Raw genomic sequence first — 24,216 nt, forward strand, 5'->3', positions numbered from 1 at the left:
CGCGCTGCCAACGGAGTGATCCGCGAGCAATGAAAGGGACACCCCGTGTCCATCGATTTCCCCAACCTCGACACCGCCGTCACGCAGACCAGCCACGGCACCGAGCACCTCGCCAAGCCTGGCCGCCGCGCGCCGCACCTGCCGCCGTTCGTTGACGAGATCGCCGCCGAGGTGCCCGAGGTGGCCGCCGCGCTCGACAAGCTGACCGCCGCCGTTGAGGCCCTGGAGGCGTCCGCCGACAAGATGGACGACCTGGCCGACGAGTACGCCGACGACAAGGCCGAGGTGAAGGCCGCCGCGCTGGCCGGCAAGGTGAGGCAGCCCAAGCCGGATGTGTTCTGGGAGGCCCGCCGCGATGAGATCATCGCCGCGCACCGCGCCCTGATGCCGCCGGCTGTGAACGCGCAGTTTGCGCTGGTCGAGGTGGTTACGCCGTACGTCGAGGAGCGCAAGGAGCGCGACCGGGACGAGATCCGCAAGATGGCAGACCGGCTGGCCGTCCTGATCCCCCGGTCGACCAAGTACAACGCGCACACCAACGTCGTTGACGGCTTCCGGCGTCTGGGCAGCGTGGATGACCTCCTGCGCGCGCTGCGCGTGATTGCGAGTGGTTCCTGATGAACCAGCGATACGACGCCGCCGGCCAGCCGTTGACCGACGCCGAGGCCGCCGCTTGGGATGCCGAGGTGGACGCGAGATTCGCCGCCATCCGGGCCGAGCGGGAGGCCGCCGAGCAGCCAGCCGCCGAGCAGCCCGAGGCCGGTCGGTCCGCCGAGGACATCCGCCGCGTGGCCCGCCAGATCCAGGGCTATGAGAGCGAGACGCCCGACCACATCAACGAGATCGTCAAGAGCATCCGGGGGCCGTTCGCATGAGCAAGCAACGCCACGACATCGGTTGGCAGAAGGCCCACCGGGAAGGCCGAGCGACCGCCGGCCAGGCCGCCGCCGCGCGCCGAGGCCGAGCCAAGGTCGCCAAGGCCGCCCGTAGGGCCGAGCTGATGGAGGCCGCGTACCTCGCAGGCGAGAAGGTGGAGCGCGAGGCCATCCGCGCCCGCGAGCGTGCCGCCGCTGGTCACGTCCAGGCCGAGCCGCAGCCCGAGCCGCAGCCCGTGCCGGCCCCCGAGCCGCAGCCGGCCTCGGAACCGTTGCACGAACGCCACTGTGCGCGCTGCGCGACGCCGTTCCGCACGGAGAGAAGGTACCGCTACTGCTCTGCGCAGTGCCGGATGGCCGATACGGAAGCGAAGTTGGGTGCCAGCGCCCCGCCCCGCGATCGTCCGCACCGGGCGCTGATCGGCGCGTCGAAATGAACACCCCCGCCCCGTCTATCTCGACCCCGGAGGGGGCAAATTTATGAATCTCGATCACGCCATGGCCAATTTCCTCTACGCCGTCAAGACCTCCGGCCGGTCCCGCACTTCCCGCCGGGCCGGCATGACCGATGAGGAGTTCTATCGTGCCGAGGTAGCGGCTGGAACGCCCGAGGAATTGGCGCGGCGGCTCGCCGGCCTGCCTCCTATTGCGCAGGACAGCAACGACGAGAATGCGTGAGTGATGTGGTCGATGTGCGTGCCTTGTTGCCTATCAGCAAGGCACGCACATCGGCACGCCTTTGCCCACGTTGTCGACGCAGAACCGTTCTTGCAGACGACGTAATGTGTGCTGCATGTTGGCATGAATTGTAGTTGTGCATGAATGAATTGATTACTTGAATGGTGAATGTGCGAGCGAACGTATTGTGTCGTTCCTTTATGGAATTGCGCGCGTGCGTTCGCCGCGCCGTTCGCAGACCCTCGCACCCCCTGGGGCATGCCTCCCATGCCCCCCACCAAAGCCCTCCCGGTAGGCATGGCGCGTCGCTGTCAGCCCAGTAAAGCTGCGATTTCCCAAAAAACCAAAATGGCTCGCAAAGAATGGAAATAGGCATGAATGCGAATAACGGTGGAGGCTCAAAACCGGGCCATCTTGACCCCGCGACCGCTACTCGGCTCGCCCAGCTCGCCGGCCGCCGCTCCCGATTGACCATGCGCCACATCACCGGCGCCGGCCAGAAATGGCGCCGAATTGGGCAATGGCCCAGCGATAATGCAGACCTTTCGACGCTGGATATAAAGGCACTAACCAGCACCGCGGTTGCTATGGAATGGGGCGACGAGCGCGCCGAGATTGGTAGCCATAAAGACATCGCCCACATGGCAATTCGTCCGCACCGCCTGATTATGCCCGGCCGGCCGCCCATCTATGGCGACGATCCCGAGAAATTGGCCGCCATTGCCGAGCGCGAGCTACGCGAGGAAATGACCGTCCGGTCGGTCGCCTGGCAAGCGTCGTGCAACGCACCCACTGTTGCCCGCGCCGTGGAGATGCACCGCGCCAATCGAAAGAAGGCCCTCCGTGACCACTACTAAGCACTGTCCGGAGTGCAACACCCCCCGCCCGCTGTCGGCGTTCGGCCCCGACCGGCGCACCCTCGACGGCTTCCGCCGGCTGTGCCGGCCGTGCCGCATCGGAAACCGCCGGGTGCATGCCCGCGTGCGTCAGGCGATGCAGCGCCGCGAGCGTGGCCGATGAGCACCCCCGACGACCCCGCCCACAAGATCGGCCCCGGCCCGCAGTGCTGGCACTACGTACCGCCCGGCACGCCCTGGCCGCCCGTGCTGCGCCGCGCCCCCCATCAGGAGGACTGCGGTTACCACCTCGACAGCGACGGCCCGTGTCCGCCGCCGCACGGCACCCGCCCGCCCATGGTGCCGCCGCCCGCCGAAGACTTCCCGTTCTAACGGACCCGCACTGGCACGCCGGCCCGACCTGCGTCAACCGACTCGATCTACGTGGAGGCCACGCGGCGGGTACAGCAGGACGCCGTGGACCGGCTCGGCTTCCTCTTCGACGCGTAGGCGGGGTCAGCCATGGGGGTCAAAAAAACAAGGGCCGGTCTCCCGTGACGGGAACCGGCCCTTGACCTGCTGTGCGCCCGAAGGGACTCGAACCCCTAACCTTCTGATCCCTAGATTCCCAAGACCATGTCTAGGCCGTTCGCTGTGGTCCGCCTGGTCCTGGTCCTCGCACGCTCGGCAACTCGATCGGTTCCGTTCCGTCCGGTCCAGTCCGCCCCGGTGGCTCCCACGTGTGGCTCCCAGACTGTCAGCTTGGGAATCTCACAAGATCGGCTCGGAGCGTGGTGGTACGCCTGTTCAACGCGCTCTCAAGTGGCCTGGTTTTGCCCCCGGTGACACCACGTCGTGGCCCGTGGATGGCCCGGTCCAACCACTGCCTTTCAAGATCAAGACGGCTGTCTGCCTAGGTCGGTGACTGGCGCTGAGCTGCTCGCCGTGTCGCCTGCCATCGGCCCCGGACGGTATCTGTCGGCGGGCTTGGCTGTACGAGTGGCTGTACTGACCGTTCTACTCGGCCGGCTCCATGACCTTGGACGGCTCTCCGAGTATGGCGGGCAGCTCACCCAAGGTATGGATAACCGGCCCGCCCCAGCTGGGGTCGGTGTCGTTGTGCTCCGTGGTCCGGAAGACGGTCATACCGACCGCTGCCGCCCCGGGCAGCTCACCGTCTGAGCCGTCGCCGACGAAGAAGCACTCCGCCGGCTCGACCCCCAGTCGCTCGGCAGCAAGGTGATAGATCGCCGGGTCGGGCTTGGCCAGCCCGACATCGCAGGAGAAGATCGCGACATCGAACCGTCGGGCAAGCGGACTCTGCGGCCACGGCTCGGAGGTGTCCGAGGTGGCGTTGCTGATGAGGGCCAGCGGACGACCATCGGCGCGTAGCGCGTCGAGCACGTCCAGGGTGGCGGGCGAGACGCTGTCCAGCACCCGGTGTCCGAGGGCTCGCCGATGCTCACCGGCCCGTGCCACCTGCGCGTCGGTCGGTGTACCGCCGAGGCGTCCGGCGAGGATGCGGATGGTCTCCTCCACGTCCCACCGGACCAGCCGGTCCCGCCAGGTGGCGTGGTACGCGGTGACCAGCTCGGCCGGAGCCACGCCGACCATGACCGCCATTTCGCCGACTACCCGGTCACGCTCCTCATCAGCCCCGTGGATCAAGGTATGGAAGAGGTCGAAGATCACTGGTCGAGACATCCCAGCATCCTACTGAGATCGTCACCGCTGTCACCTTGCTTGCCATCCCGTCTGCCGCCGACCCACACACCGTGGAGCGGGCCAGGGCCTTCGTGGTGGAGCGGGTGACGGGAATCGAACCCGCACTGTCAGCTTGGGAATCTGGCATCCCGCGACCTTGCACCGAGCGGGTTAAGCGGGCTCCTCGTCGGTGAGCTCTTCGGTGGTAGCGACACGGATCTGATCTGGGGCAACGAACATCAGCTTCGAGTCAGTGCTGACCATCCAACCATCTTCGGTGGTTCCATCGTCATTGACGTAGGTGGTGGGCGCGAACGCCCTCCCCCCGGGCGCGCCGTCGCCGGCCTGACCCTGGCACCTGTCTTCGAGTAAGCCCCACCCGTAACACAGAGACCCCCCGCGCCCAATGTGGCTCTGGGGGTCTCTGTGTTTCTGCCTATGCCTCCACACTGATGCCGCCCATGACGTCCAGGAACGATTGCGGCGCTACGTCCACCGTGACGGCCGTGCCCGGCCCCATCGTGGCCTTGACGCCGAAAGCCACCATGGCCCAGTTGCGCCCGGCCGCATCGAGCCGGCCCCAGTGCGCCGCGTAGGTCTCGCCGGTCGGTTCTTCCTCCCAGTCGTCCGCGATAACCGGCTCAGCCTCCAACGCGGCCAGTGTCTCGCCGTGCTCGTTGAGCCGGTCGGCTACCGCCTCGGCGGCCCGCCCGGTGAGTCGGCCGAGCTGCGCCGTCAGGTTGTCCATTGCCGCTTTGATCGCCTCGATTTCCTCGCGGTGGTCGACGCCCGGCACGAACGTCCGCCGCAGCAGAGGCAGCGGCCCGAGGTCGCGCAGCACGGCCGCGTCTACCGACGCCTCTACCTCGTCCGCCTTGACGGTGGCCGACTTGCCGCAGTGCTTGCCGTACTTGGACCGCGACGGGCACCGGTAGTACGCGCCGCCCTTGGCCGTGACCTTGTTGGCCCGCTCGCCGCACGCGCAGTACAGCACCCCGCGCAGGTACGCCGAGTTGCGCCGTGGCTGGCTGGCGGCCCGCCTCGGAGCCAATGACGCCTGTAGCTTGGCCCACTCCGCATCGGCCACGAGCGGCACGGCCCGCCGCACCCGCAGCCCGTCATCCCCGCGCACCTCGGGCACCTGATAGCCCCGCGTGAGTTCGCTCGTGAGCGTCCGCGTCAGCGTGGCCACCGTCCACCGCCGGCCCGTTGGTTCCCGCCCTGCCCGCCGCGCCTGCTCATCGAGCGCGGTCGGCACGCCGCGCCCGTTGAGGTCGGCCACGACCGCCGAGACCGTCTCGCCCGCGATGACCCGCCGTGCCGCTTCCTGGATGACCGGCGCGATGACCGGATCATGTACGAGCTTCCATGTCTTGTCGGCCTGCTGCTCGGCCATGTAGCCCACGGGTACCTTCCCGCCCCAGTGCCGGCCGACCTTCGTCAGGTACGCCCGCGCGCCCCGGTTACGGTCTCTGATCGCTTCTAGCTCGGCCTCGGCCAGGACGGCAATGATCGTCGCCATGGCGCGCCCCATGGGCGTACTCAGGTCGAATCCCTCGGTGGCGCTGATGATCGTCTTGCCGTTGTCCTGCGCCCACCGCAGCAGTGACGCGAAGTGCAGCGTTGACCGCGCTAGCCGGTCGATCCGCCATACCAGCAGCCCGTCGAATCCCTCGCGCTCCCCGCGCAGCCACGGCCCGAGGCCCGGCCGCCGGAAGGGGTCGCTGGCACCGCTTACGTCGCTGTCGATCGCCTCGCCGACCAAATGGTGTCCGCCCAGGTCGGAGTACCTTTGCGCGGTCTCCCGCTGCCGCTCGATTGACGTGCTGGCGTCGGTGGCCTGGCTCAGCCGGTAGGCAGCGAGTAGTCTCATGTGCTGATCGTATCCAAGGCGCGCTGGTTGGCGAACCAGAGCAGCGTCCGCCGGTCGTCGCAGAGCGCGTACGAGATCCGCCGGTGCGACGCCTCCGCCCACACCTCGGTGCGGCGCACCCAGCCGGGCGTGTACTTCGGCAGGTTCTTCTGCATGAACGGCTCCTGGCCGGGCCGCACCCGCAGCACCGACAGCGGCCGGTCCCGCAGTTCCGGCAGGATCCGGTCGGCCATCGCGTCGAGGTAGTCGACCAGGTCGCGTTTGGTCGCCCCGGCGCCGTCGAACAGCGGCTGGTCGAGGTTGGTCAGCGACACTCCGGCCCGGGTCTCGTCGGCGGCGCCCATCGGACCACCATCCCGGGCCGGGCCCGGCTCGGCAACCCCGACACGGTGCCCGGCGCGCCGCACCGGCCGGCACCTGCGACGATCGGGGGCGTGGGTGAGGCGGAGTCGGAGCGGTGCGGATCGGACGCGGCGGTGCAGGCGAGCGCCTGCACCGTGCGGGAGGCGCTGGACCGGGTCGGTGGAAAGTGGGCCATCGGCATCCTGATCGCCGCCTCGGCCGGCCCGGTCCGCTTCACCGAGCTGGAGCGCCGGGTGGAGGGGATCAGCCGCCGGATGCTCACGCTGACGCTGCGCAACCTGGAGCGGGACGGGCTGCTTCACCGGCACGTGCATCCCACCGTGCCGCCGAAGGTGGAGTACACCGCCACGCCGATGGCCCGGGAACTGTACGAGTCGCTGGTCGCGCTGACGAGCTGGGCGGAGCGGCACCGGGAGGCGATCAGCGCGGCCCGGACCGAGTACGACCGCACACACGGCCGCCCACCGGCCTGACCTGCGAAAACGGGTCGTTGTGGCGAACGCCACGCGCGCGATCTGACCGATCGGTCAGCACCTGACCGATCGGTCAGGCATGCTGGAGGACATGGCGCGACCCACCACCGCCACCCACGACGAGCTGCTGGCCGCGGCCGCTCGCCGGTTCGCCGTCACCGGGTACAAGGGCACCTCGCTGCAAGACATCGCCCGCGATGTCGGCTGCTCCAAGGCGACGGTGCTCTACCACTTCGCCAGCAAGGACGCCCTGCTCTGCGAGCTGATGGCCCCGGCCATCACGATGCTGGAGGAGCTGGACGTCCGCATCGCCGCGCACACCGGCGCCGAGGCCCAACGCGTCGCCGCGGACGGCTTCGTCGACCTGGCGGTCCGCTTCCGCCGGGAGATCGCGCTGCTCCGGGGCGAGTTCCCCGACCTGCTCCAGCAGCCCGCGTTCGCCCACATCCAGCAGATCTCCGAACAACTCATCGCCGCCTTCTCCGGCTTCTCCGACCGTCCGGAGGCACGCGTCGCGGCGCTCGTCGTGCTCGCCGGCATCGCCGAGACCTGCGGCGAGTTCCTGGACATCCCCGACGACCAGCTGCGACCCGCGCTGCTCGCCGTGGCGTACCGCGCGCTCGAAGTCACCACCTGATCCGAACCCCGAGGACAAGGAAGGTCCATGGCGACCCTGCTGTACCGGCTCGGCCGGGCATCCCTGCGCCGGCGGCGACTCGTCGCCGTCGTCTGGCTCGTCGTACTCGTCGGACTCGGCCTGGCCGCGGCCACGCTGAGGGGCCCGACGGCGAGCAACTTCACCATGCCGGGCACCGAGTCGCAGAAGGCGATCGACCTGCTCGCCGACCGCTTCCCGGCGGCCAGCGGCGCCACCGGCACGATCGCGATCAAGGCGCCGCAGGACGGCGCGCTGACCTCACCCGCCGGACAGGCGGTGGTCAAGCAGGTCACGCAGGAGGCGGCCACGCTCCCGGGCGTGGTCGGCGCGGTCGACCCGTACCAGGCGCAGGCGCTCACCCCGGACGGCCGGTACGCGCTGATCCAGGTGCAGTTCGCCGGCGGCGCGGACGAGGTGACCGACGAGCAGCGCGACGCGTACGAGAAGGTCGGCGCGCAGGCCGAGGCGCAGGGCTGGCAGATCGCCCCCGGCGGCGAGGTGCTCAACGGTGAGCCGGAGGTCGGCTCGACCGAGGCGATCGGCGTGCTGGTCGCGGCGATCGTTCTGGTGATCACGTTCGGCTCGCTCGTGGCGGCCGGGATGACCATGCTGAACGCGCTCATCGGCGTCGGCGTCGGCATGGCCGGTCTGTTCGCGCTCAGCGGCGCGGTCGAGCTGACCAGCACCGCGCCGATCCTGGCGCTGATGCTCGGCCTCGCGGTCGGCATCGACTACTCGCTGTTCATCACCTCCCGGCACCGGCAGAACCTGCTCGACGGACTCTCTCCGGAGGAGGCGGTCGGCCGTGCGGTCGGCACCGCCGGCTCGGCTGTGGTCTTCGCCGGCGCGACGGTCGTGGTGGCGCTCGCCGGCCTTGCCGTGGTGGGCATCCCGTTCCTCACCGTGATGGGCCTGGCCGCCGCCGGCACCGTCACAGTGGCCGTGCTGGTGGCGATCACGCTGGCTCCGGCGCTGCTCGGCTTCGCCGGACACAAGGTGCTGCCGCGCAAGCTGCGTGACCGCAAGGCGGTCGAGGACCCGACCACCGGCTCGGAGGACCGCTCCGGCTTCGGATTCCGCTGGGCGCGGTGGGTGACCAGACTGCGCATCCCGGTGATCCTGGTCGGGCTGCTCGGCCTCGGCCTGCTCGCGATCCCGGCCCAGGACATGCGCCTGGCGCTGCCGGACGCCTCCGCCGCCGCCGAGGGCACCCCGGCCCGGGTCAGCAGCGATCTGATCCGCGAGGGCTTCGGCCCCGGCTTCACCGGCCGGCTCGCGGTCGTGGTGACGGCCGACTCGCCGCAGGCCACCCAGGCCGCCATTCCGCAGGTGACCGCGCTGGTCCAGAAGACCGACGGGGTGCTGGCGGTGGCCCCGCCGCAGGTCGACCCGTCGGGGCGTACCGCGCTGATCGGGGTGATCCCGAAGACCGGGCCGACCGAGGAGGCCACCGAGACGGTGGTGCACGACATCCGCAAGCAGGTGTCGGGCATCCAGAACGCCGACGTGCTGCTCACCGGCGTCACCGCTGTCGGCATCGACGTGTCGGAGAAGCTCTCCGACGCGCTGCCGGTCTACCTGCTGCTGGTGGTGGGCCTGTCGATCCTGCTGCTGATGCTGGTGTTCCGGTCGATCCTGGTGCCGGTCAAGGCGGCGCTGGGCTTCCTGCTCACCGTGGCGGCCACGTTCGGCATCACTGTGGCGGTGTTCCAGCAGGGCCACCTGGCCGACCTGGTCGGCCTGGACACCCCGGCCCCGCTGGTCAGCTTCCTGCCGATCCTGCTCATCGGCATCCTGTTCGGCCTGGCCATGGACTACGAGGTCTTCCTGGTCTCCCGGATGCGCGAGGACTTCGTGCACGGCGACACCGCCCAGCAGGCCACCATCAACGGCATGGGGCACGGCGCCCGGGTGGTCACCGCCGCCGCGCTCATCATGATCTCGGTGTTCGGCGGCTTCGTCTTCCTGGAGGACCCGATCATCAAGTCGATGGGCTTCGCGCTCGCGATCGGTGTCGCCATCGACGCGTTCGTGGTCCGGATGACGATCGTGCCGGCGGTGATGTCGCTGCTGAACAACGCCGCATGGTGGCTGCCGCGCTGGCTGAACAAGATCCTGCCCAACGTGGACGTCGAGGGTGAGGGCCTGCGCGCCCACCTCGCCGAGAAGCAGCACGCGAACGTGTGATCCGCACGGGTGGGGCCCCCGCGGGGCCCCACCCGTCACACACCCGCCGGATACGTCTCCATCTCACCGGGCGTGACGCACGTCGGCAGCGGGTGCAGCGCTGTGGCCTCGTCGCACCAGATGAACGCGTCGTAGCGTTCACCCAGCCGGGTCGGCACGTAGTTGCCCCAGGACTCGAAGCTCGGGTCGTACACCACCCCGATGGCCCGGTGGTCCGCCTCGCCGGTCACCCATTCCGGCTGGTCGTCGCCGCCGAAGACCAGCACCGCCCGGTCCGGCATCAGCTCGTGCAGCCGATGCTCCACCGAGCCCTCCCGCGCCGGTGGGACCACCATCGTCTCGGCCGGTGAGCCCCAGCGCGGCGCGGCCACCACGCTGCCGCGCCAGCTGCCGAAGCCGATCAGCGCCACCGCGTCCCGGCCGTGCCGTTCCCGGCCGAGCTGCCCGATGTTGACCATGCCGTCCGCCGCCATGTCGGTGGCCCGGGCATCGCCGACGTGCGTGTTGTGCGCCCACACGATGCCCCGCGAGCCCGGCCCGTACCGGTCGAGCAGCCGGTCGAGCGTGTCGGCCATGTGGACGTCACGGACGTTCCACGACTCGGGGCCGCCGCCGACCATGGCCCGGTAGTACCGCTCCGCGCCGGCCACCACCTCCGCGTTCTGCCAGGCCGAGAAGCGGTCCGGGCCGTCCGCGGCGGCCTGTTCCCGGGTACGCGCCAACAGCCGGACCACCTCCTCCTCGCACCGGGCGGAGACGAACCGGCTGGCCGTCCCGTACTCCTCGGCCCGTTTGCCGTACGGCTCGAAGCAGCGGTACGCCTCCTGGGCCGCCTCCAGCGAGGCCGGATCCTCCTCACCGAGGTAGTCGAAGATGGCCTGCATCGACTCCCAGAGGGAATACACGTCCAGCCCGTGGAAGCCGGCCCGCTCCCCCTCGGGGCGTTCCAGGTTCCACGCCCGCAGCCAGCGGCAGAAGCGGGCCACCTCGGCGTTCGCCCACATCCAGGTGGGCCAGCGTTCGAACCGTTCCAGCGCGGCGAGCGGATCGGCCGGCCCGTCCGGCGCGCCAACCACCGACCGGTGCACCCGGTCGCAGTCCGGCCAGTCCCCCTCCACCGCCACGAAGTCGAACCCCTGTTCGGCGATGAGCCGCCGGGTCAACTGCTCCCGCAGCCGGTAGTAGTCGTAGCTGCCGTGCGTCGCCTCGCCGATCATCACCACCCGGGCGTCCCGCACGCGGTCCAGCAAGGGGTCGAAGTCGCTCGGCGCGCCGAGCCGCTGTACCAGCATGTCAGCGGCTACCCGGGGCCCGCCGGGACAAACCGCCGCCGCTGGGTCCGGCGGGCGTACGGCGGACCCGGGCCGCACCCGCCGGCGGGCATGGTGCCGGGCTCAGTGGGTAGCCGGGCGGCATGACCGTCACCGGTGCGCAGTTGCGGGAGTTCCTGGCCGGGCTCGACTACCCGGTCTCGCGGGAGGACCTGGTCCGCTGGGGCCAGGAGAACGGCGCCGACACCGAGGCGCTGCAGGCGCTGCGGTCCCTGCCGGCCGAGGAGTTCCACACCCCCACCGAGCTGGGCGAGGCGCTGGTCACGCTGGCCGACGCCTGACCGGTGGGGTGTTAAGCGGGGGCCCCTCCTCTACCGGAGGCGTTAAGAAGGGGCCCTTCCTTACATCTCGACGGTGCGGCCCTGGGCGCGGGCGGTCTGCGCGGCGTCCAGCACCGCCACCACGTCGCGGCCGAACCGCACGTCGCAGCGGTGGTCGCGGGTGCCGGCGTCGACCTCCTCCAGCAACTGGTCGAGCGCGGCGCCGAACGCCTGGAGCGCGCTGCCGTCGCCGGGCGGGACGGTCTCGGTGCCGTTCTCGCCGAAGAAGACGAAATCCCGGGTGACCGCCTCGGACGGCGCGTCCAGGGTGAGCGAGAGCGAACTGGTCGCGCCGCCGTCGTGGGTGAGCAGCAGGTGCACCAGGCCGCTCGGGCCGTCCATCGCGGCGACCCGGGTGACCCGGCCGAGCACCGGCAGGATCAGCGACAACGCGTGCGGGCCGATGTCCCAGAGCGCGCCGCGCTCCCGCCGCCAGGTCGAGTCCCCGTACGGGTTCCCGGGCTGGAAGATCGACGCGAACATGGTGGCGCGGGCGTGCTGCCAGCCGCCGGCCGCCGCGGTCGAGGCGAGGAAACCGGTGACGTTCGGGTGGAAGCGCTGGGTGAAGAAGACCACCGAGGCCACCCCGGACGCCTGCGCCGCGTCGACCACCCGGTCGGCGTCGGCGAGGTCGAGCGCCAGCGGCTTGTCCAGCAGCAGGTGCCGCCCGGCGGTGGCGGCCCGCACGGCGATGTCGGCCTGCACGTCCGGCGGGAGCGCCACGGCGACCGCGTCGCAGGCGTCGATGAGCGCGTCGACGTCGGTGAAGGCCGGTACGCCGTGCCGGGTGGCCAGTTCCTCCGCCTTCGCGGGGTTGCGCCCCCAGACGCCGGCGAGCCGGGCCCGCGGGTGCGCCTCGATGGCCGCGGCGTGCGTCTCCGCCGCCCAGTAACCCGTGCCGAACAACCCGAACCGCACCCCGGCCCCCTGCCGTCGACGTCCGCCACCGGCGTACGCCGGGACCGTGATCCACGCTAGTCCCCCGGCCCGTCCGGCGCGCCCCGACCCGGCGGGCGAGCCGCTACTACACCGGTTAGTAGGCTGTGCCGGTGAACGACACCGTGTCGACGACCAGCGCGGCGGCCGCCTCTCCGGTGGACGGACCGCTCGCCACGGTCGCGATCGTGATCTCGCTGGCGCTCGCCGTCTGGGCCCTGGTGGCGGCGGTACGCCACCGGCCGCCGGACCGGATCCAGTTCGCCGGCCTGGCCGTGCTGGAGGTGGCGCTGCTCGCGCTCACCGTGACGGCGCTCGTCGCGCTCGGCGGCGGCGAGCGGCCGGGTGAGCCGGGCGCGTTCTTCGGCTACCTGGCGACGCTCGTCTGCCTGCCGCCGCTGGCCTGGGTGCTGGCCCGGATGGAGCCGACCCGCTGGGGCTCGGGCATCGTCTGCGCGATCTGCCTGGTCACGCCCGTGGTGGCGGTACGGCTCCAGCAGACCTGGGAGGTCCTCGGTGGCTGAGACCACGACCGCGCACGAGCAGCGCGCCACCAACCGCGGCCCGGGACGGCTGCTGATCGCCGTCTACATCGTCTTCGCGATCGCCGCGACCTCGCGGGCCGGCTTGCAGATCGCCACGAAGTTCGACGAGGCGCCGGTGGCGTACCTGCTCTCCGCGCTCGCCGCGCTGATCTACATCGTGGCGGCGGTCGGGCTGGCCCGCGCCGGGCACACCGGCCGCCGGGTCGCGCTCGCCTGCTGCACAGTCGAACTGGTCGGGGTGCTCGGCGTGGGCGTGCTGAGCATCGCCGACAAGGAACTGTTCCCGGACGAGACGGTGTGGTCCGACTTCGGCAGCGGCTACGGCTACGTGCCGCTGGTGCTGCCGGTGCTCGGCCTGTTCTGGCTCTGGCGCACCCGGCGCGACCCCGCCTGAGCGGGCCCGCGCCGGGTCGGGCCGGTCAGTCCTTCGGGCCGCCGGCGACGTAGATGACCTGGCCGGAGACGAAGGACGCGCCCTCGCTGGCAAGGAACGAGATGGTGTGCGCGACGTCCTCCGGACGGCCGGGACGGCGTACCGGGATCTCGGCGGCGGCGTGCTTCTGGAGATCGTCGAAGTCGACCTTCATCCGCGCCGCGGTCGCCGCGGTCATGTCGGTGACGATGAAGCCCGGCGCGACCGCGTTGACGGTCACCCCGAACGGGCCCAGCTCGATCGCCAGCGTCTTGGTGAAGCCCTGGAGGCCGGCCTTGGCGGCCGAGTAGTTCGCCTGGCCCCGGTTGCCGAGCGCGGAGGTGCTGGACAGGTTGACGATCCGGCCCCACTTCGCCTCGACCATGTGCTTCTGCGCGGCCTGGCTGAACAGGAACGCCCCGCGCAGGTGCACGCCCATGACCGTGTCCCAGTCGCCCTCGGTCATCTTGAACAGCAGGTTGTCGCGCAGCACACCGGCGTTGTTGACGAGCACTGTCGGCGCGCCCAGTTCGGCGGCGATCCGTTCCACGGCGGCCTCGACCTGGGCCCGGTCGGACACGTCGGCGCCGACGCCGAGAGCCCGGCCGCCGGCCGAGCCGATGGCGTCCACCGTCTCCTTGGTGGCGGACTCGTCGATGTCGACCACGGCGACGGCCATGCCGTCGGCCGCCAGCCGGCGGGCGGTCGCCGCCCCGATGCCGCGCGCGGCTCCGGTGACGATGGCGACGCGGGGCTCCTCCGACATGCTTACCTCCCGGTAACTTGTGGCTCGATCGAAGGAGCTTAACCCGCCGGTACGCCGCCCCCTACCGCTCGTGGCCCCGGCAGAGCCGGATCCACCGGTAGCCGTACCCGCCGAGCTTGAGCCGGTCGAGCTTGCCCACGTCCTCGTAGTTGCGGTCGCTGAGCACGTCGATCGGCAGGTCCGCCTCCGGCGCCAGCGTGCTCAGGTCGACCTCGACGTCTTCGGTGCCGAGGTTGTGCAGGAAGACCATGGTCCCGGTACGACCGTCGGCGCGGTGCGCGAGCACGCCCGGCGGCATCGGCACGTCGATGTGGGTGGTGCTGCCCGAGCCGGTCTCCGGCGCCTCGCGCAGCGTCCGGATCATCCGCTCGAACCAGCCGAGCAGCGACCGCGGATCCTTGCGCTGGGCGGTGACGTTGACCTTCTGGTAGCCGTACTCGCCCTTGTCGATCACCGGGCGGACCAGCTTCTCCGGCTCGGCCGTGGAGAACCCGGCGTTGTCGGCGTAGGACCACTGCATCGGGGTACGGATCGCGTCGCGCCCGTCCAGCGACAGGTTCTCCCCCATGCCGATCTCCTCGCCGTAGCGCAGCACCGGCGTGCCGCGCAGCGAGAACTGGAGCGAGTACGCCAGCTCCATGTGCCGGCGGTCGTTGCCGAGCATGGGCGCGAGACGACGGCGGATGCCCCGGCCGTAGAGCTGCATGTTCTCGTCCGGCCCGAACTTCGCCAGCACGTCGTTGCGCTGGTCGGCGGTGAGCCGGGACAGGTCGATCTCGTCGTGGTTGCGCAGGAACGTCGCCCACTGGCCGCCGGTGGGCAGCTTCGGGGTGTCGCGCAACGCCTCGATGATCACCTCCGGGTCCTCCCGGGCCAGGGCGAGCATCAGCCGGCCGTTGAGCATGAAGTCGAAGAGCATGTGGATCCGGTTGCCCGAGCCGCTGCCGTCGCCGAAGTAGACGGGCAGCTCGTCCGGCTCGACGTTCGCCTCGGCCAGCAGGACCGCGTCGCCGCGCCGCCACTGCACGTGCTGGCGCAGGTCGGTGAGGAAGTCGAAGTCCTTCGGCGAGTTCGGGTTGCCCGGCTCGGTGCGCTCGATGATGAACGGCACCGCGTCCATCCGGAAGCCGGAGACGCCGAGTTGGAGCCAGAACGAGGTGATCTTCTTGATCTCCGCGCGGACCTTCGGGTTCTCGATGTTCAGGTCCGGCTGGAACTTGTAGAAGCGGTGGTAGTACCACGCCTTGGCGGTCCGGTCGTAGGTCCACGTCTCGTGCTGCTCGCCGGGGAAGACCATGCCCTGGTGGCGGTCGTCCGGCTCGTGGTCGGCCCAGACGTACCAGTCCCGGTACGGCGAGTCGGGCGAGGACCGGGCGGACTGGAACCACGGGTGCTGGTCCGAGGTGTGGTTGACCACCAGGTCGATGATCACCCGGATGCCCCTGTTGCTCGCCTGGTGCAGCAGCTCGGCGAAGTCGCCGAGCGTGCCCAGGCGCGGGTCGACGTTGTAGAAGTCGGTGGCGTCGTACCCGTCGTCCTCGTTCGGCGAGGGGTGGATCGGGTTCAGCCACAGGCAGGTCACGCCGAGCCGGGCCAGGTAGTCCAGCCGGCCGATCAGCCCCTGGAAGTCACCCACCCCGTCGCCGTCGGAGTCCGCGTACGTGTCGACGTCGAGGCAGTAGACGACCGCCTCCTGATACCACCTGTCACCCATGCGGCTACTACTTCTCCGAACGCGCGCGACGGCAAACCCGGTACGGTGCTCCGATGAGCGAGGAGGCGTACGACTGGTCCGCCGGCACCTGGCTGAACCCGCCGGAGCGGGCCGAGCCGGTCGACGGCGGCCTGCTGGTCGAGCCGCACGGCGGCAGCGACTTCTGGCGGCGCACCAGCTACGGCTTCGTGCACGACGACGGCTCGGCACTGCTCGCTCCGTTCGGCGTGGACAGCGCCGTGGAGGTGTCGTTCCTGCTCGACTACTCGGAGCAGTTCGACCAGGCCGGCGTGCTGGTGCGGGTGGACGAGCGGCGGTGGACCAAGGCCGGGGTCGAGGTGAGCGACGCTTCGCCGCAGGTGGGCGCCGTGGTCACCGACGAGTTCTCCGACTGGTCGGTGGCGCCGGTGCCGCAGTGGTCGGGCCGGGAGGTGACGGTCCGGGTGAGCCGGGCCGGCGACGCGCTCACCGTGCGGGCCCGGTGCGAGGACGAGCCGTGGCGGCTGGTCCGCGTCGCCCCGCTCGATCCGGCGGCGCAGGCGTCGGCCGGGCCGTACTGCTGCTCGCCCAGCCGGGGCGGCCTGCTGGTCCGCTTCACCGGCTGGCGGCGGGGTCCGGCGGACGCCGCGCTGCACCCGGAGGGCTGAGTCACAGGTGTGACAGCCGCCGGTCCGGGTAACACCTTCGGATCTCCGGCTCTCGCGTGGAAGGACCCCCATGGCCCTGGCCCAGGACGTCGACCCGAACCAGTTCACCGGGCTGACCGGCTGGGTGGCGAGCGTGATCGACTCGCTCGGCGCGGTCGGCGTGGCACTGCTGGTGGCGCTGGAGAGCATCATCCCGCCGATCCCGAGCGAGATCGTGCTGGCGATGGCCGGTTACCTGTCCGCCGAGGGCCGATTCAACGTGGTGTTCATCGTGGTCGCCGCGACGGTCGGCTCGCTGCTCGGCGCGCTGGTGCTCTACTGGCTCGGCGCGGCGCTCGGCGAGGAGCGGCTCAAGCGCTGGCTGGACCACATCCCGCTGGTCGACCTGCAGGATCTGGAGAAGGCCGACCGCTGGTTCGAGCGGCACGGCCGGTGGGCGGTGCTGATCGGCCGGGTGGTGCCGGTGGTCCGCAGCCTGGTCTCGATCCCGGCCGGCGCGAACCGGATGCCGCTCGGTGAGTTCATCCTGCTCACCACGCTCGGCAGCGGGGTGTGGAACGCCCTGATCGTCGGCGCCGGGTTCACCCTGGGCTCGCGGTGGGAGGACGTCGACAAGTACAGCCAGTGGTTCAACTACGCGATCTTCGCCGTCTTCGGTTTCATGATCGTGAGCTGGGCGGTGAAGAAGGTGCGCCGGCGGCGCGCCCGGCAGTCGGTGACCACCGGGCGCTGACCGCCGCGCGGGTCAGAAGCCCGCGGTGATGCCGGTGAACTCCCAGGTGTTCTGCGCGATGCCGGAGCAGTTGGCGACCACGCCGCCGCCGGGGCAGGGCCGGTCCCGGTTGACCGACCAGAACGTGAACCGGGCCAGGCCGCGCGCCTTCGCCCAGTCGCGGATCTGCGTCCAGGTGGCCGGCGAGGTCAGCTCCTGCTGGTCGGAGAGGCCGTTCATGCCGGACAGGCCCATGTGCGCGTACGCGGTGGCGTCCGACCAGCCGAACGCGTTGCGCAGCGCGGTCTTCAGGCCCTCGGCCGCGTTCACGGTGTTCTGGTACATGTTCGCGCCGCCGCCGAAGTCGAACGGCATGATGGTGAACACGTCGATCCCGGCGCCCTTGGCCGCGGCCTGGTTGATCAGCCGGGTGCCGTAGTACGACGGCCCAGTGGTCGAGGTGCCGAACGTGATGATCGTCTTGATGCCCGGGTTGTTCTGCTTGACGATCTTCAGGGCGTCCAGGATGCGGTCCTGCACCACCTCGTTCTCGAACTCGTCGCTGTTCTCGATGTCGATGTCGATCGCCTTCAGCCCGTACGCGTTGATGACCTGCTGGTACGCGCCGGCCAGGGCAGCGGCGGACGAGCAGTTCGGGCCGAGCTTGTTGCCGCTCCAGCCGCCGAAGGACGGGATGACGTCGCCGCCGGCCGCCTTGATCGCGGCGATGGTGGCGGCGTGCGTGCCGCCGGTCAGCGGGCCGCTGCCGTCCCAGGCCGGGGTGCAGCCGCCGCCGGAGAGCACGAACGCGATGGTGAACCACTTGACGCCGGTCGCGCCCATCACGGTGGCGGGCGCGGGCGGGTCGCCCCAGCCCGGGTAGAGGTAGGGCGCGGCGGCCATCGCGCCTCCGCCGCCACCGGTGCACCCGCTCGTGGTGGCCGCGACCGCCGCCGACTTCGCCGACTCGCCGGTGCCGTTGTACGCGGTCACGGTGTAGCTGTGCCCGCTGCACGCGGCCAGCCCGGAGACGGTGGCCGAGGTGCCGGTGACTGTGGCCTTGACCGTGCCGCCCTCGTACACCCGGTAGCCGGTGACGGTGCCGGAGACCGCGTTCCAGGCGAGCGAGACGGCGGACGCGGTGGTGCCGGTGACCCGCAGCCCGCCCGGCGTGGCCGGTGCGCCCGGGTTGCCGGGGTTGCCGCCGCCGGTGCAGGAGGCGCCGTTGACTGTGCAGTTCACCGGGTCGCCGGTGCCGCTGACGACGAAGCCGAAGCTGGTGCTGGCGCCCGGGGCGAGCGCGCCGTTCCAGGACTGGTTGACGGCTGTGACGTGCTGGCCGGAGGTGGTCAGCCGGGCGTCCCAGAACGAGCCGAGCGTGCTGCCGGACGGCAGGTCGAACTGGACGTTCCACGAGGAGATCGCGGCGGAGCTGTCGTTGGTGACTGTGAACCGGGCCTCGTACCCGCTGCTCCAGCTGGAGGTGCGGACGAACGCGGCGGTGGCGGCGGAGGCGGGTGGCGCGGCGAGCAGGGCACCGGCGACCACGGCGGTGGTCAGCGCGGCGGCGAGCGTCGCCAGGCGGGGGCGGAGTCTCACGGCGTCCTCCAGGGGACGGGCGGGGGTGGAGAGGGATTCACAACCGTCGACGTGCGCCCATTATTAAGAGTGTTAACTGTTTCTGTCCAGCACCGGTACGGCCCGAACCCGGAGGGGGTCCGGGCCGCGTCCCGGCCGCGCTCAGCGGCGGAAGGTGAACCAGTTGACGTTGACGAAGTCGGACGGCTGGCCGCTGCTGAACGTCAGGTAGACCGTGTGCCGCCCGGTCACCGCGCCGACGTTGCCGGGCACCGAGCGCCAGGTCTGCCAGCCGCCGGTGTTGCCTACCGCGAAACTGCCGATCGGCGGCGCGGTCGGGCTGTCCACCCGGACCTCCACCAGCCCGCTCACGCCGGACGCCGCGCCGGAGGCGACCCGGGCCACGAAGTCGCGCGGCGGCGTCGAGCCGAAGTCGACGTTGTCGTAGCGGGCCCAGTCGCCGTTGGCGAGCCAGCCGATGTCCTGGCCACCCTCGGCGCACGTCTCCACCTGCACGCCGTTCTGCGCGTTGAACGACTCGGCCTGGATCGTCGCGTACGCGTCGCGCACCCCGCCCGGCGGCGGCGTGGTCGGCGTGGGCGACGGGTTGCTCCCGCCGCCCCGGGTGTAGACGGCCACGTAGTCGACGAGCATCGACCGGCCGGGCACGGTCGCCGCGGTGGGCGTCGCGGAGCCGGCCACGCCGTCCGGGAAGCCGCCGCCCATCGCCACGTTGAGCAGCAGGAAGTAGCCGGCGTGGTTGGTCATCTGACTCCAGTACGGCTCACCGATCTGGTTCTGCCCGACGGTGTGGAAGAGCTGGCCGTCGACGTACCAGCGCAGTTGCTGCGGGCTGGTCGAGGCGTCCCACTCGAACCGGTAGGCGTGGAACGCCGACTGGCAGGTGCTGCCCGGGCAGGCCCGGGAGGCGCCGATGCCGTTGAACTCCCCGCACGGGCCGCCCGGCGCGACGCCGCAGTGCAGCACGCCCCAGACCGAGTTGATCCCGTTGACGTTCTCCATCACGTCGAACTCACCGATGCCCGGCCAGTTCTGGTAGTTGCCCCGGTACGGCGAGCCGAGCGCCCAGAACGCCGGCCAGTACCCGGACGCCGCCGCGCCCGTCACGTTCGGCATCTGGATCCGGCCCTCCAGGGCCAGCACACCACCCGACGGCGGCTTGAAGTTCGCCCGTACCGTCTCGATCCGGGCCGAGGTCCAGCGGCCGGCCGAGTCCCGCAACGGCGTGATGCGCAGATTGCCCGAGCCGTCGTGGGCCAGGTTCGCGGTGCTGGACGTGTAGGTCTGGATCTCGCCGGTGCCCCAGTTGGCCGGGCCGCCCGGGTAGCCGGTGCCGGTGTCGATGATCCAGTTGGCGGACGAGGGCAGCGTGCCGGCGGAGCCGGTGAAGTCGTCGCTCCACACCAGGCTCCACCCGGGCGGTGTCGGGGGCACCGCGGCCTGGGCGGTCATCGAGACGCCCGCGAGCGCTGTGGTGAGCGCGAGGACACCGGCGGCCAGGGCGAGCCGGCGGCGTGTTCGGGGCACGGTGACGGAGGCGGCCGGGGCCGCCGGGATCGGATTCATTCGGGGTGCCTCTCTGCGGGGACGGGTCCGGGAGAGCGCTCTCTGAGAGCGATTTCTACGCGCCCGCCCCCGCACTTGTCAACGCTTGTCGATGGCCGCCGCCGGCTGCGGCCGGCGCAGCACCACCTGCTCCAGCGCGGTCCACGCCGTGGTGGTGACCAGATAGAGCACCGCCGCCAGCGGCACCACGAGCGCCACCAGCACCGTGCCGTACGGCAGCAGCGGCAGCACCCGCCCGAGCACCGCCGCGCCCGGACCCTCGGCCGGCGTCCCGGCCACCGTGCCGGTGGCGGCCGCCGCCCGGCGCATCCGCCGCGACGACCACCAGGCCAGCGCCAGCAGCGCGGCCAGCAGCACGCCGAACACCAGCGGCACCGGGCCGGCCAGGCCGTCGCCGAGATGCCACCCCAGCGGTACGCCGGCGAGCCGCTCCCCCAGCAGCTCCGGCGCGCCGTCACCGGTGGCGAACAGGCGGTACATGACCAGGAAGAACGGCGCCTGCAACAGCGCCGGCAGGCAGCCCGCCACCGGGCTGGCCCCGGCGTTGCGGTAGAGCGCGAACAGCTCGCTCTGGAGGCGGGCCGGATCGTCGGCGTACCGGCGCTGGAGTTCCCGTACCTCGGGGGCGAGCGCGGTGCGACGCCGCTCCCCGCGGACCTGGGCCACTGTCAGCGGGGAGATCAGCAGCCGGACGGCGACTGTGAACAGGACGATGGCGGCCGCAGTCGCGGCGCCGCCGGTGAGCGGGGCGAGCACGTCGGCGAGCCAGGTGACGACTGTGGCCGCGGCCGAGGCCGCGGAGTGCAACGGTGCGAAGGCGAGCATGGGTGGACCCCTCGATGGCGATTCCGGGTGTCCCGGGCGGCGACGTGCCGCACGGCGGGACGGATGACGACGGAATCGGCCGCGGAAGCCGGGGATGGAGGGATCTACCGGCCCGCCGACGCGGGCCGGAAGAAGGTGGCTACGCGGCCGAGGGGTGCAGGCCGGGAGCGCGGGGGCGCGGACGCCCCGGTGCGTCCGGGTCGACCTGCCGGGGCACCCCGCGACGGCGGGCGCGGGCACGCAGCGCGGCGGCGAACCGGGTGCCGGGCGGCGTGGGCAGCGCGCGGACCCGCAGCGCGAGCAGGGTGGCGAGCAGCAGCGCGGCGACGACCGCCGCACCGGCGATCAGCCCGGCCAGCCGGTCGGCGAACAGGGCGAGGGCGTACGCCCACGCTCCCGTCAGCACCGCCAGCATCCCCGTCACACGGCCACCCTAGCCCGCCGTGTCACGCCCCGCGGGCCCGTGCACGCCCACCGGCGACACGACCCGTTCGGGCGAACCGGCGCCGACACGCCCAGCGGCACGTTTCCCCAAACGGACACGGTGGGTAACAGACCCTCGACCACGCGGCACGGTGCCGCGAGCGGTCCGGAGGAGACGGTGGTGACGATGAGTGGCTCAGTGGCGGAGCGGGAGCGGAGCGCCGCATCGGGCGGAACCGACCTGCTGACAGTCGGCGTCGAGGAGGAGTTCCTGCTCGCCGACCCGCACACCGGGACCGCCGTACCCGCCGTCGACCTGGTCATGGAGCAGGTGCCGGCCGAGCTGCGCGGTCAGGTGGAACGCGAGTTCCAGACCAGCCAGATCGAGATCGGCAGCCCGCCCGGGCTGGACCTGTCCTCGATCCGGCACTCGCTGTCGATGCTGCGCGCCGAACTGGCCGACGCGGCCGAGCGGGCCGGCGTACGGCTGCTCGCGATCGGCACCGGGCCGGTCGACGGGCCGGTGCCGCCGGTGGTGGACAAGCCGCGCTTCGACCGGATGATCGAACGGTTCCGGCTGCTGGTGCCCGGTCCCGGCAACAACGGCATGCACATCCACGTCGGCATCCCCGATCCGGACACCGGTGTGCAGGTGCTCAACCACGTCCGGCCCTGGCTGCCGATCCTGCACGCGGTCACCGCCAACTCCCCGTTCTCCCGGGGCGAGGACACCGGGTACGCGAGCTGGCGCTCGGTGGAGTGGGAACGCTGGCCGTCGGTCGCGCCCACCCCGTACCTGGAGTCGCACGAGCACTACGAGCGGCTGATCCGGCAGCTCATCGCCAGCGGCGTGATGCTGGACGAGGGGATGCTCTACTGGTACGCCCGGCTGTCCGCGAAGTACCCCACGGTGGAGATCCGCATCGGCGACGTCTGCCCGTCGGTGGACGACGCGGTGCTGGTGGCGGCGCTGGTCCGCGCGCTCGTCGCCACCGCGCTCACCGACATCGCCGCCGGCCGCCCGGCCGTCAACACCGACCACCACCTGCTGGTGGCGGCGCACTGGCGGGCCGCCCACGACGGGCTGGAGGGCGAGGGCGTCGACCTCACCGACGGTGAGCTGCGCCCGGCCTGGGAGCTGCTGGACCGGCTCGTCGACCGGCTGCGCCCCGAACTGGAACGGCACGGCGACCTGGACCGGGTGACCGATCTGCTGGGCGGGCTGCGCCGGCACGGCAGCGGCGCGGCACGACAGCGGGCGGTGTTCGCGCGTACCGGCAGCCTCGTCGACGTGGTCGCGGACGTGGCACGGCAGACCCGTGGCTGAGCGGCCACGCGGCCGTGGCCCGGCGTGACAGGATGGGCGACGTGGCCGAGCGCATGATCGTCATCGGCGGCGACGCCGCCGGGATGTCGGCGGCGTCGCAGGCGCGTCGCCGCCGCGACCGGTCCGAGCTGGAGATCGTCGCGTTCGAACGCGGGCACTTCACCTCCTACTCGGCCTGCGGCATCCCCTACTGGGTCAGCGGCCTGGTCGAGGAGCGGGACGAGTTGATCGCCCGCGACCCGAAGACCTTCCGCGACGACTTCGGCATCGAGGTCCGTACCCGGCACGAGGTCACCGCCATCGACCTGGACCGCCGCGAGATCCTCGCGCGTGACCTGGACGGCGGCGGCGAGGTCCGCGCCGGTTTCGACACCCTGGTGTACGCCACCGGCGCGTCCCCGGTGCAGCCGGACTGGGCACGCGACGACGTGTCAGGGGTGTTCGGCGTGCAGACGCTCGACGACGGCGCGGCGCTCATCGGCTGGCTCGAACGCGAGCCCCGGCCCCGGCGCGCGGTGGTCGTCGGTGGCGGCTACGTCGGCGTCGAGATGGCCGAGGCGCTCGTGCAGCGCGGGCTCTCCGTCCAGCTCGTGGAGCAGGCCGACCAGCCGATGTCGACAGTCGACCCGGACATGGGCGAGCTGGTGGCCGACGCGATGCGCGCGACCGGCATCGGCGTCCGCACCGGCCTCCAGGTCACCGGTCTTCAGGAGCGGGACGGCCGGATCTCCGCGGTGGTCACGAACGAGGGGCCGATCCCGGCCGACGTCGTGGTGCTGGGTCTCGGCGTACGCCCCAACACCGCGCTCGCCGAGGCCGCCGGCCTGCCGATCGGTCCCTCCGGGGCGGTCCGCACCGACCGCCGGATGCGGGTGCCGGGCGTACCCGGCGTGTGGGCGGCGGGCGACTGCGTCGAGTCGCTGCACCGGGTCAGCGGCATGCCGGTGCACATTCCGCTCGGCACGCACGCCAACAAGCAGGGCCGGATCGCGGGCATCAACATCGGTGGCGGGTACGCCACCTTCCCCGGTGTCATCGGCACCGCCGTCACCAAGGTCTGCGAGCTGGAGGTGGGCCGCACCGGGCTGCGCGAGCGGGACGCGCGGGACGCCGGCTTCGAGTTCGTCACAGTGCTGGCCCAGTCGACGAACCGGGCTGGCTACTACCCGGGGTCGCGGCCGATGACGGTCAAGCTGATCGCCGAGCGGCCCAGCGGGCGGTTGCTCGGGGCGCAGATCGTCGGCTGGTCCGAGGCGGCCAAACGGATCGACGCGCTCGCGGTGGCACTGTGGAACGGCATGACAGTGGACGAGATGACGGCGCTCGACCTGGGGTACGCGCCGCCGTACGCCCCGGTGTGGGATCCGGTGCTGATCGCCGCCCGCAAGGCCGTCGACGCCCTCGCCGCCGTGTAAGGAAGGGCCCCCTATTAACGCCTCCGGTAGA

At 71.4% G+C, this 24,216-nt stretch carries 25 protein-coding genes and 2 pseudogenes; 16 read left to right on the forward strand and 11 right to left on the reverse strand.

Annotated elements, in window-relative coordinates; translation table 11 throughout:
* Nucleotides 1-45: 45 nt before the first annotated feature.
* The 6 genes from FB455_RS09360 to FB455_RS09385 all read left to right on the forward strand — a co-directional run bounded on the left by FB455_RS09360 (nt 46) and on the right by FB455_RS09385 (nt 2,782).
* A complete protein-coding gene (locus FB455_RS09360) occupies nt 46-618 on the forward strand; it encodes a hypothetical protein (protein ID WP_145752915.1) in 573 nt (190 codons plus the stop codon).
* On the forward strand, nt 618-875 hold the full coding sequence (locus FB455_RS09365) for a hypothetical protein (RefSeq protein ID WP_145752917.1): 258 nt from the start codon (nt 618-620) through the stop codon (nt 873-875). The genes FB455_RS09360 and FB455_RS09365 overlap by 1 nt, the downstream gene beginning before the upstream one ends.
* Nucleotides 872-1,312: a hypothetical protein gene (locus tag FB455_RS09370; RefSeq protein ID WP_145752920.1), complete on the forward strand. Its 441-nt coding sequence runs from the start codon at nt 872-874 to the stop codon at nt 1,310-1,312. The genes FB455_RS09365 and FB455_RS09370 overlap by 4 nt, the downstream gene beginning before the upstream one ends.
* Before the next feature lie 43 nt (nt 1,313-1,355).
* Nucleotides 1,356-1,553: an NAD-glutamate dehydrogenase gene (locus FB455_RS09375; protein ID WP_145752922.1), complete on the forward strand. Its 198-nt coding sequence runs from the start codon at nt 1,356-1,358 to the stop codon at nt 1,551-1,553.
* A gap of 374 nt (nt 1,554-1,927) precedes the next feature.
* Nucleotides 1,928-2,410, forward strand: coding sequence for a hypothetical protein (locus tag FB455_RS09380; protein WP_145752924.1), 483 nt, complete (start codon nt 1,928-1,930; stop codon nt 2,408-2,410).
* 159 nt (nt 2,411-2,569) lie between these two features.
* Nucleotides 2,570-2,782: a hypothetical protein gene (locus FB455_RS09385; protein ID WP_145752927.1), complete on the forward strand. Its 213-nt coding sequence runs from the start codon at nt 2,570-2,572 to the stop codon at nt 2,780-2,782.
* A 624-nt stretch (nt 2,783-3,406) separates the two neighbouring features.
* On the opposite strand, the gene FB455_RS09390 is transcribed toward FB455_RS09385, so the two are convergent.
* From FB455_RS09390 to ligD, 3 genes and pseudogenes are all read right to left on the reverse strand, one after another.
* The gene (locus tag FB455_RS09390) at nt 3,407-4,093 is read right to left on the reverse strand and encodes an HAD family hydrolase (RefSeq protein ID WP_145752930.1); all 687 of its coding nucleotides are present in this window, start codon (nt 4,091-4,093) and stop codon (nt 3,407-3,409) included.
* Between the two features lie 436 nt (nt 4,094-4,529).
* Nucleotides 4,530-5,966, reverse strand: coding sequence for a recombinase family protein (locus tag FB455_RS09395; protein ID WP_145752931.1), 1,437 nt, complete (start codon nt 5,964-5,966; stop codon nt 4,530-4,532).
* 11 nt (nt 5,967-5,977) lie between these two features.
* Nucleotides 5,978-6,310, reverse strand: a pseudogene (gene ligD / locus FB455_RS09400) (non-homologous end-joining DNA ligase LigD); the annotation flags it as partial.
* 90 nt (nt 6,311-6,400) lie between these two features.
* On the opposite strand from ligD, the gene FB455_RS09405 reads away from it, so the two are divergent.
* From FB455_RS09405 to FB455_RS09415, 3 genes are all read left to right on the forward strand, one after another.
* The gene (locus tag FB455_RS09405; protein ID WP_145752934.1) at nt 6,401-6,802 is read left to right on the forward strand and encodes a winged helix-turn-helix transcriptional regulator; all 402 of its coding nucleotides are present in this window, start codon (nt 6,401-6,403) and stop codon (nt 6,800-6,802) included.
* 91 nt (nt 6,803-6,893) lie between these two features.
* Nucleotides 6,894-7,439 (forward strand): TetR/AcrR family transcriptional regulator, encoded by a 546-nt coding sequence (locus FB455_RS09410; protein WP_013288294.1) that lies wholly within the window; start codon nt 6,894-6,896, stop codon nt 7,437-7,439.
* Between the two features lie 27 nt (nt 7,440-7,466).
* Complete coding sequence (locus FB455_RS09415) at nt 7,467-9,647, forward strand: MMPL family transporter (RefSeq protein ID WP_013475319.1); 2,181 nt, start codon at nt 7,467-7,469, stop codon at nt 9,645-9,647.
* Nucleotides 9,648-9,682: 35 nt separating this feature from the next.
* Here FB455_RS09415 and FB455_RS09420 read toward each other — a convergent pair whose 3' ends face one another.
* Nucleotides 9,683-10,939, reverse strand: coding sequence for an erythromycin esterase family protein (locus FB455_RS09420; RefSeq protein WP_013475318.1), 1,257 nt, complete (start codon nt 10,937-10,939; stop codon nt 9,683-9,685).
* A gap of 122 nt (nt 10,940-11,061) precedes the next feature.
* Here FB455_RS09420 and FB455_RS09425 point away from each other — a divergent pair, with 122 nt between their 5' ends.
* Complete coding sequence (locus tag FB455_RS09425) at nt 11,062-11,259, forward strand: DUF2795 domain-containing protein (protein ID WP_013288297.1); 198 nt, start codon at nt 11,062-11,064, stop codon at nt 11,257-11,259.
* A 60-nt stretch (nt 11,260-11,319) separates the two neighbouring features.
* On the opposite strand, the gene FB455_RS09430 is transcribed toward FB455_RS09425, so the two are convergent.
* Nucleotides 11,320-12,216: a Gfo/Idh/MocA family protein gene (locus FB455_RS09430; RefSeq protein WP_145752965.1), complete on the reverse strand. Its 897-nt coding sequence runs from the start codon at nt 12,214-12,216 to the stop codon at nt 11,320-11,322.
* Between the two features lie 131 nt (nt 12,217-12,347).
* Between FB455_RS09430 and FB455_RS09435 the strand changes: the two genes are divergently transcribed.
* A complete protein-coding gene (locus FB455_RS09435) occupies nt 12,348-12,758 on the forward strand; it encodes a hypothetical protein (protein ID WP_145752968.1) in 411 nt (136 codons plus the stop codon).
* A pseudogene (locus FB455_RS09440) lies at nt 12,751-13,226 on the forward strand (hypothetical protein). The gene FB455_RS09435 and the pseudogene FB455_RS09440 overlap by 8 nt, the downstream one beginning before the upstream one ends.
* Here FB455_RS09440 and fabG read toward each other — a convergent pair.
* Both fabG and FB455_RS09450 read right to left on the reverse strand, forming a co-directional pair.
* Nucleotides 13,199-13,957 (reverse strand): 3-oxoacyl-ACP reductase FabG, encoded by a 759-nt coding sequence (gene fabG / locus FB455_RS09445; RefSeq protein WP_013288301.1) that lies wholly within the window; start codon nt 13,955-13,957, stop codon nt 13,199-13,201. The pseudogene FB455_RS09440 and the gene fabG overlap by 28 nt on opposite strands.
* Nucleotides 13,958-14,018: 61 nt before the next feature.
* The gene (locus FB455_RS09450; protein ID WP_013475313.1) at nt 14,019-15,671 is read right to left on the reverse strand and encodes an alpha-amylase family protein; all 1,653 of its coding nucleotides are present in this window, start codon (nt 15,669-15,671) and stop codon (nt 14,019-14,021) included.
* 53 nt (nt 15,672-15,724) lie between these two features.
* On the opposite strand from FB455_RS09450, the gene FB455_RS09455 reads away from it, so the two are divergent.
* Nucleotides 15,725-16,318 (forward strand): DUF1349 domain-containing protein, encoded by a 594-nt coding sequence (locus FB455_RS09455; protein ID WP_145752972.1) that lies wholly within the window; start codon nt 15,725-15,727, stop codon nt 16,316-16,318.
* Nucleotides 16,319-16,388: 70 nt separating this feature from the next.
* Entirely contained in the window at nt 16,389-17,051 is a 663-nt protein-coding gene (locus tag FB455_RS09460; RefSeq protein ID WP_013288304.1) for a DedA family protein, read from the forward strand.
* Between the two features lie 12 nt (nt 17,052-17,063).
* Here FB455_RS09460 and FB455_RS09465 read toward each other — a convergent pair whose 3' ends face one another.
* The 4 genes from FB455_RS09465 to FB455_RS09480 all read right to left on the reverse strand — a co-directional run bounded on the left by FB455_RS09465 (nt 17,064) and on the right by FB455_RS09480 (nt 21,435).
* Nucleotides 17,064-18,629 (reverse strand): cellulose binding domain-containing protein, encoded by a 1,566-nt coding sequence (locus FB455_RS09465; protein ID WP_145752974.1) that lies wholly within the window; start codon nt 18,627-18,629, stop codon nt 17,064-17,066.
* A 141-nt stretch (nt 18,630-18,770) separates the two neighbouring features.
* Nucleotides 18,771-20,195: a carbohydrate-binding protein gene (locus FB455_RS09470; RefSeq protein ID WP_145752977.1), complete on the reverse strand. Its 1,425-nt coding sequence runs from the start codon at nt 20,193-20,195 to the stop codon at nt 18,771-18,773.
* Between the two features lie 78 nt (nt 20,196-20,273).
* Nucleotides 20,274-21,020 (reverse strand): YidC/Oxa1 family membrane protein insertase, encoded by a 747-nt coding sequence (locus tag FB455_RS09475; RefSeq protein ID WP_013288307.1) that lies wholly within the window; start codon nt 21,018-21,020, stop codon nt 20,274-20,276.
* 139 nt (nt 21,021-21,159) lie between these two features.
* Entirely contained in the window at nt 21,160-21,435 is a 276-nt protein-coding gene (locus FB455_RS09480; protein ID WP_145753067.1) for a DUF6412 domain-containing protein, read from the reverse strand.
* Nucleotides 21,436-21,621: 186 nt separating this feature from the next.
* Between FB455_RS09480 and FB455_RS09485 the strand changes: the two genes are divergently transcribed.
* A complete protein-coding gene (locus FB455_RS09485; RefSeq protein WP_013475308.1) occupies nt 21,622-22,770 on the forward strand; it encodes a carboxylate-amine ligase in 1,149 nt (382 codons plus the stop codon).
* 41 nt (nt 22,771-22,811) lie between these two features.
* Complete coding sequence (locus tag FB455_RS09490) at nt 22,812-24,185, forward strand: FAD-dependent oxidoreductase (RefSeq protein WP_145752979.1); 1,374 nt, start codon at nt 22,812-22,814, stop codon at nt 24,183-24,185.
* Nucleotides 24,186-24,216: the final 31 nt, after the last annotated feature.

It is taken from the genome of Micromonospora sp. CNZ296, from assembly GCF_007827635.1.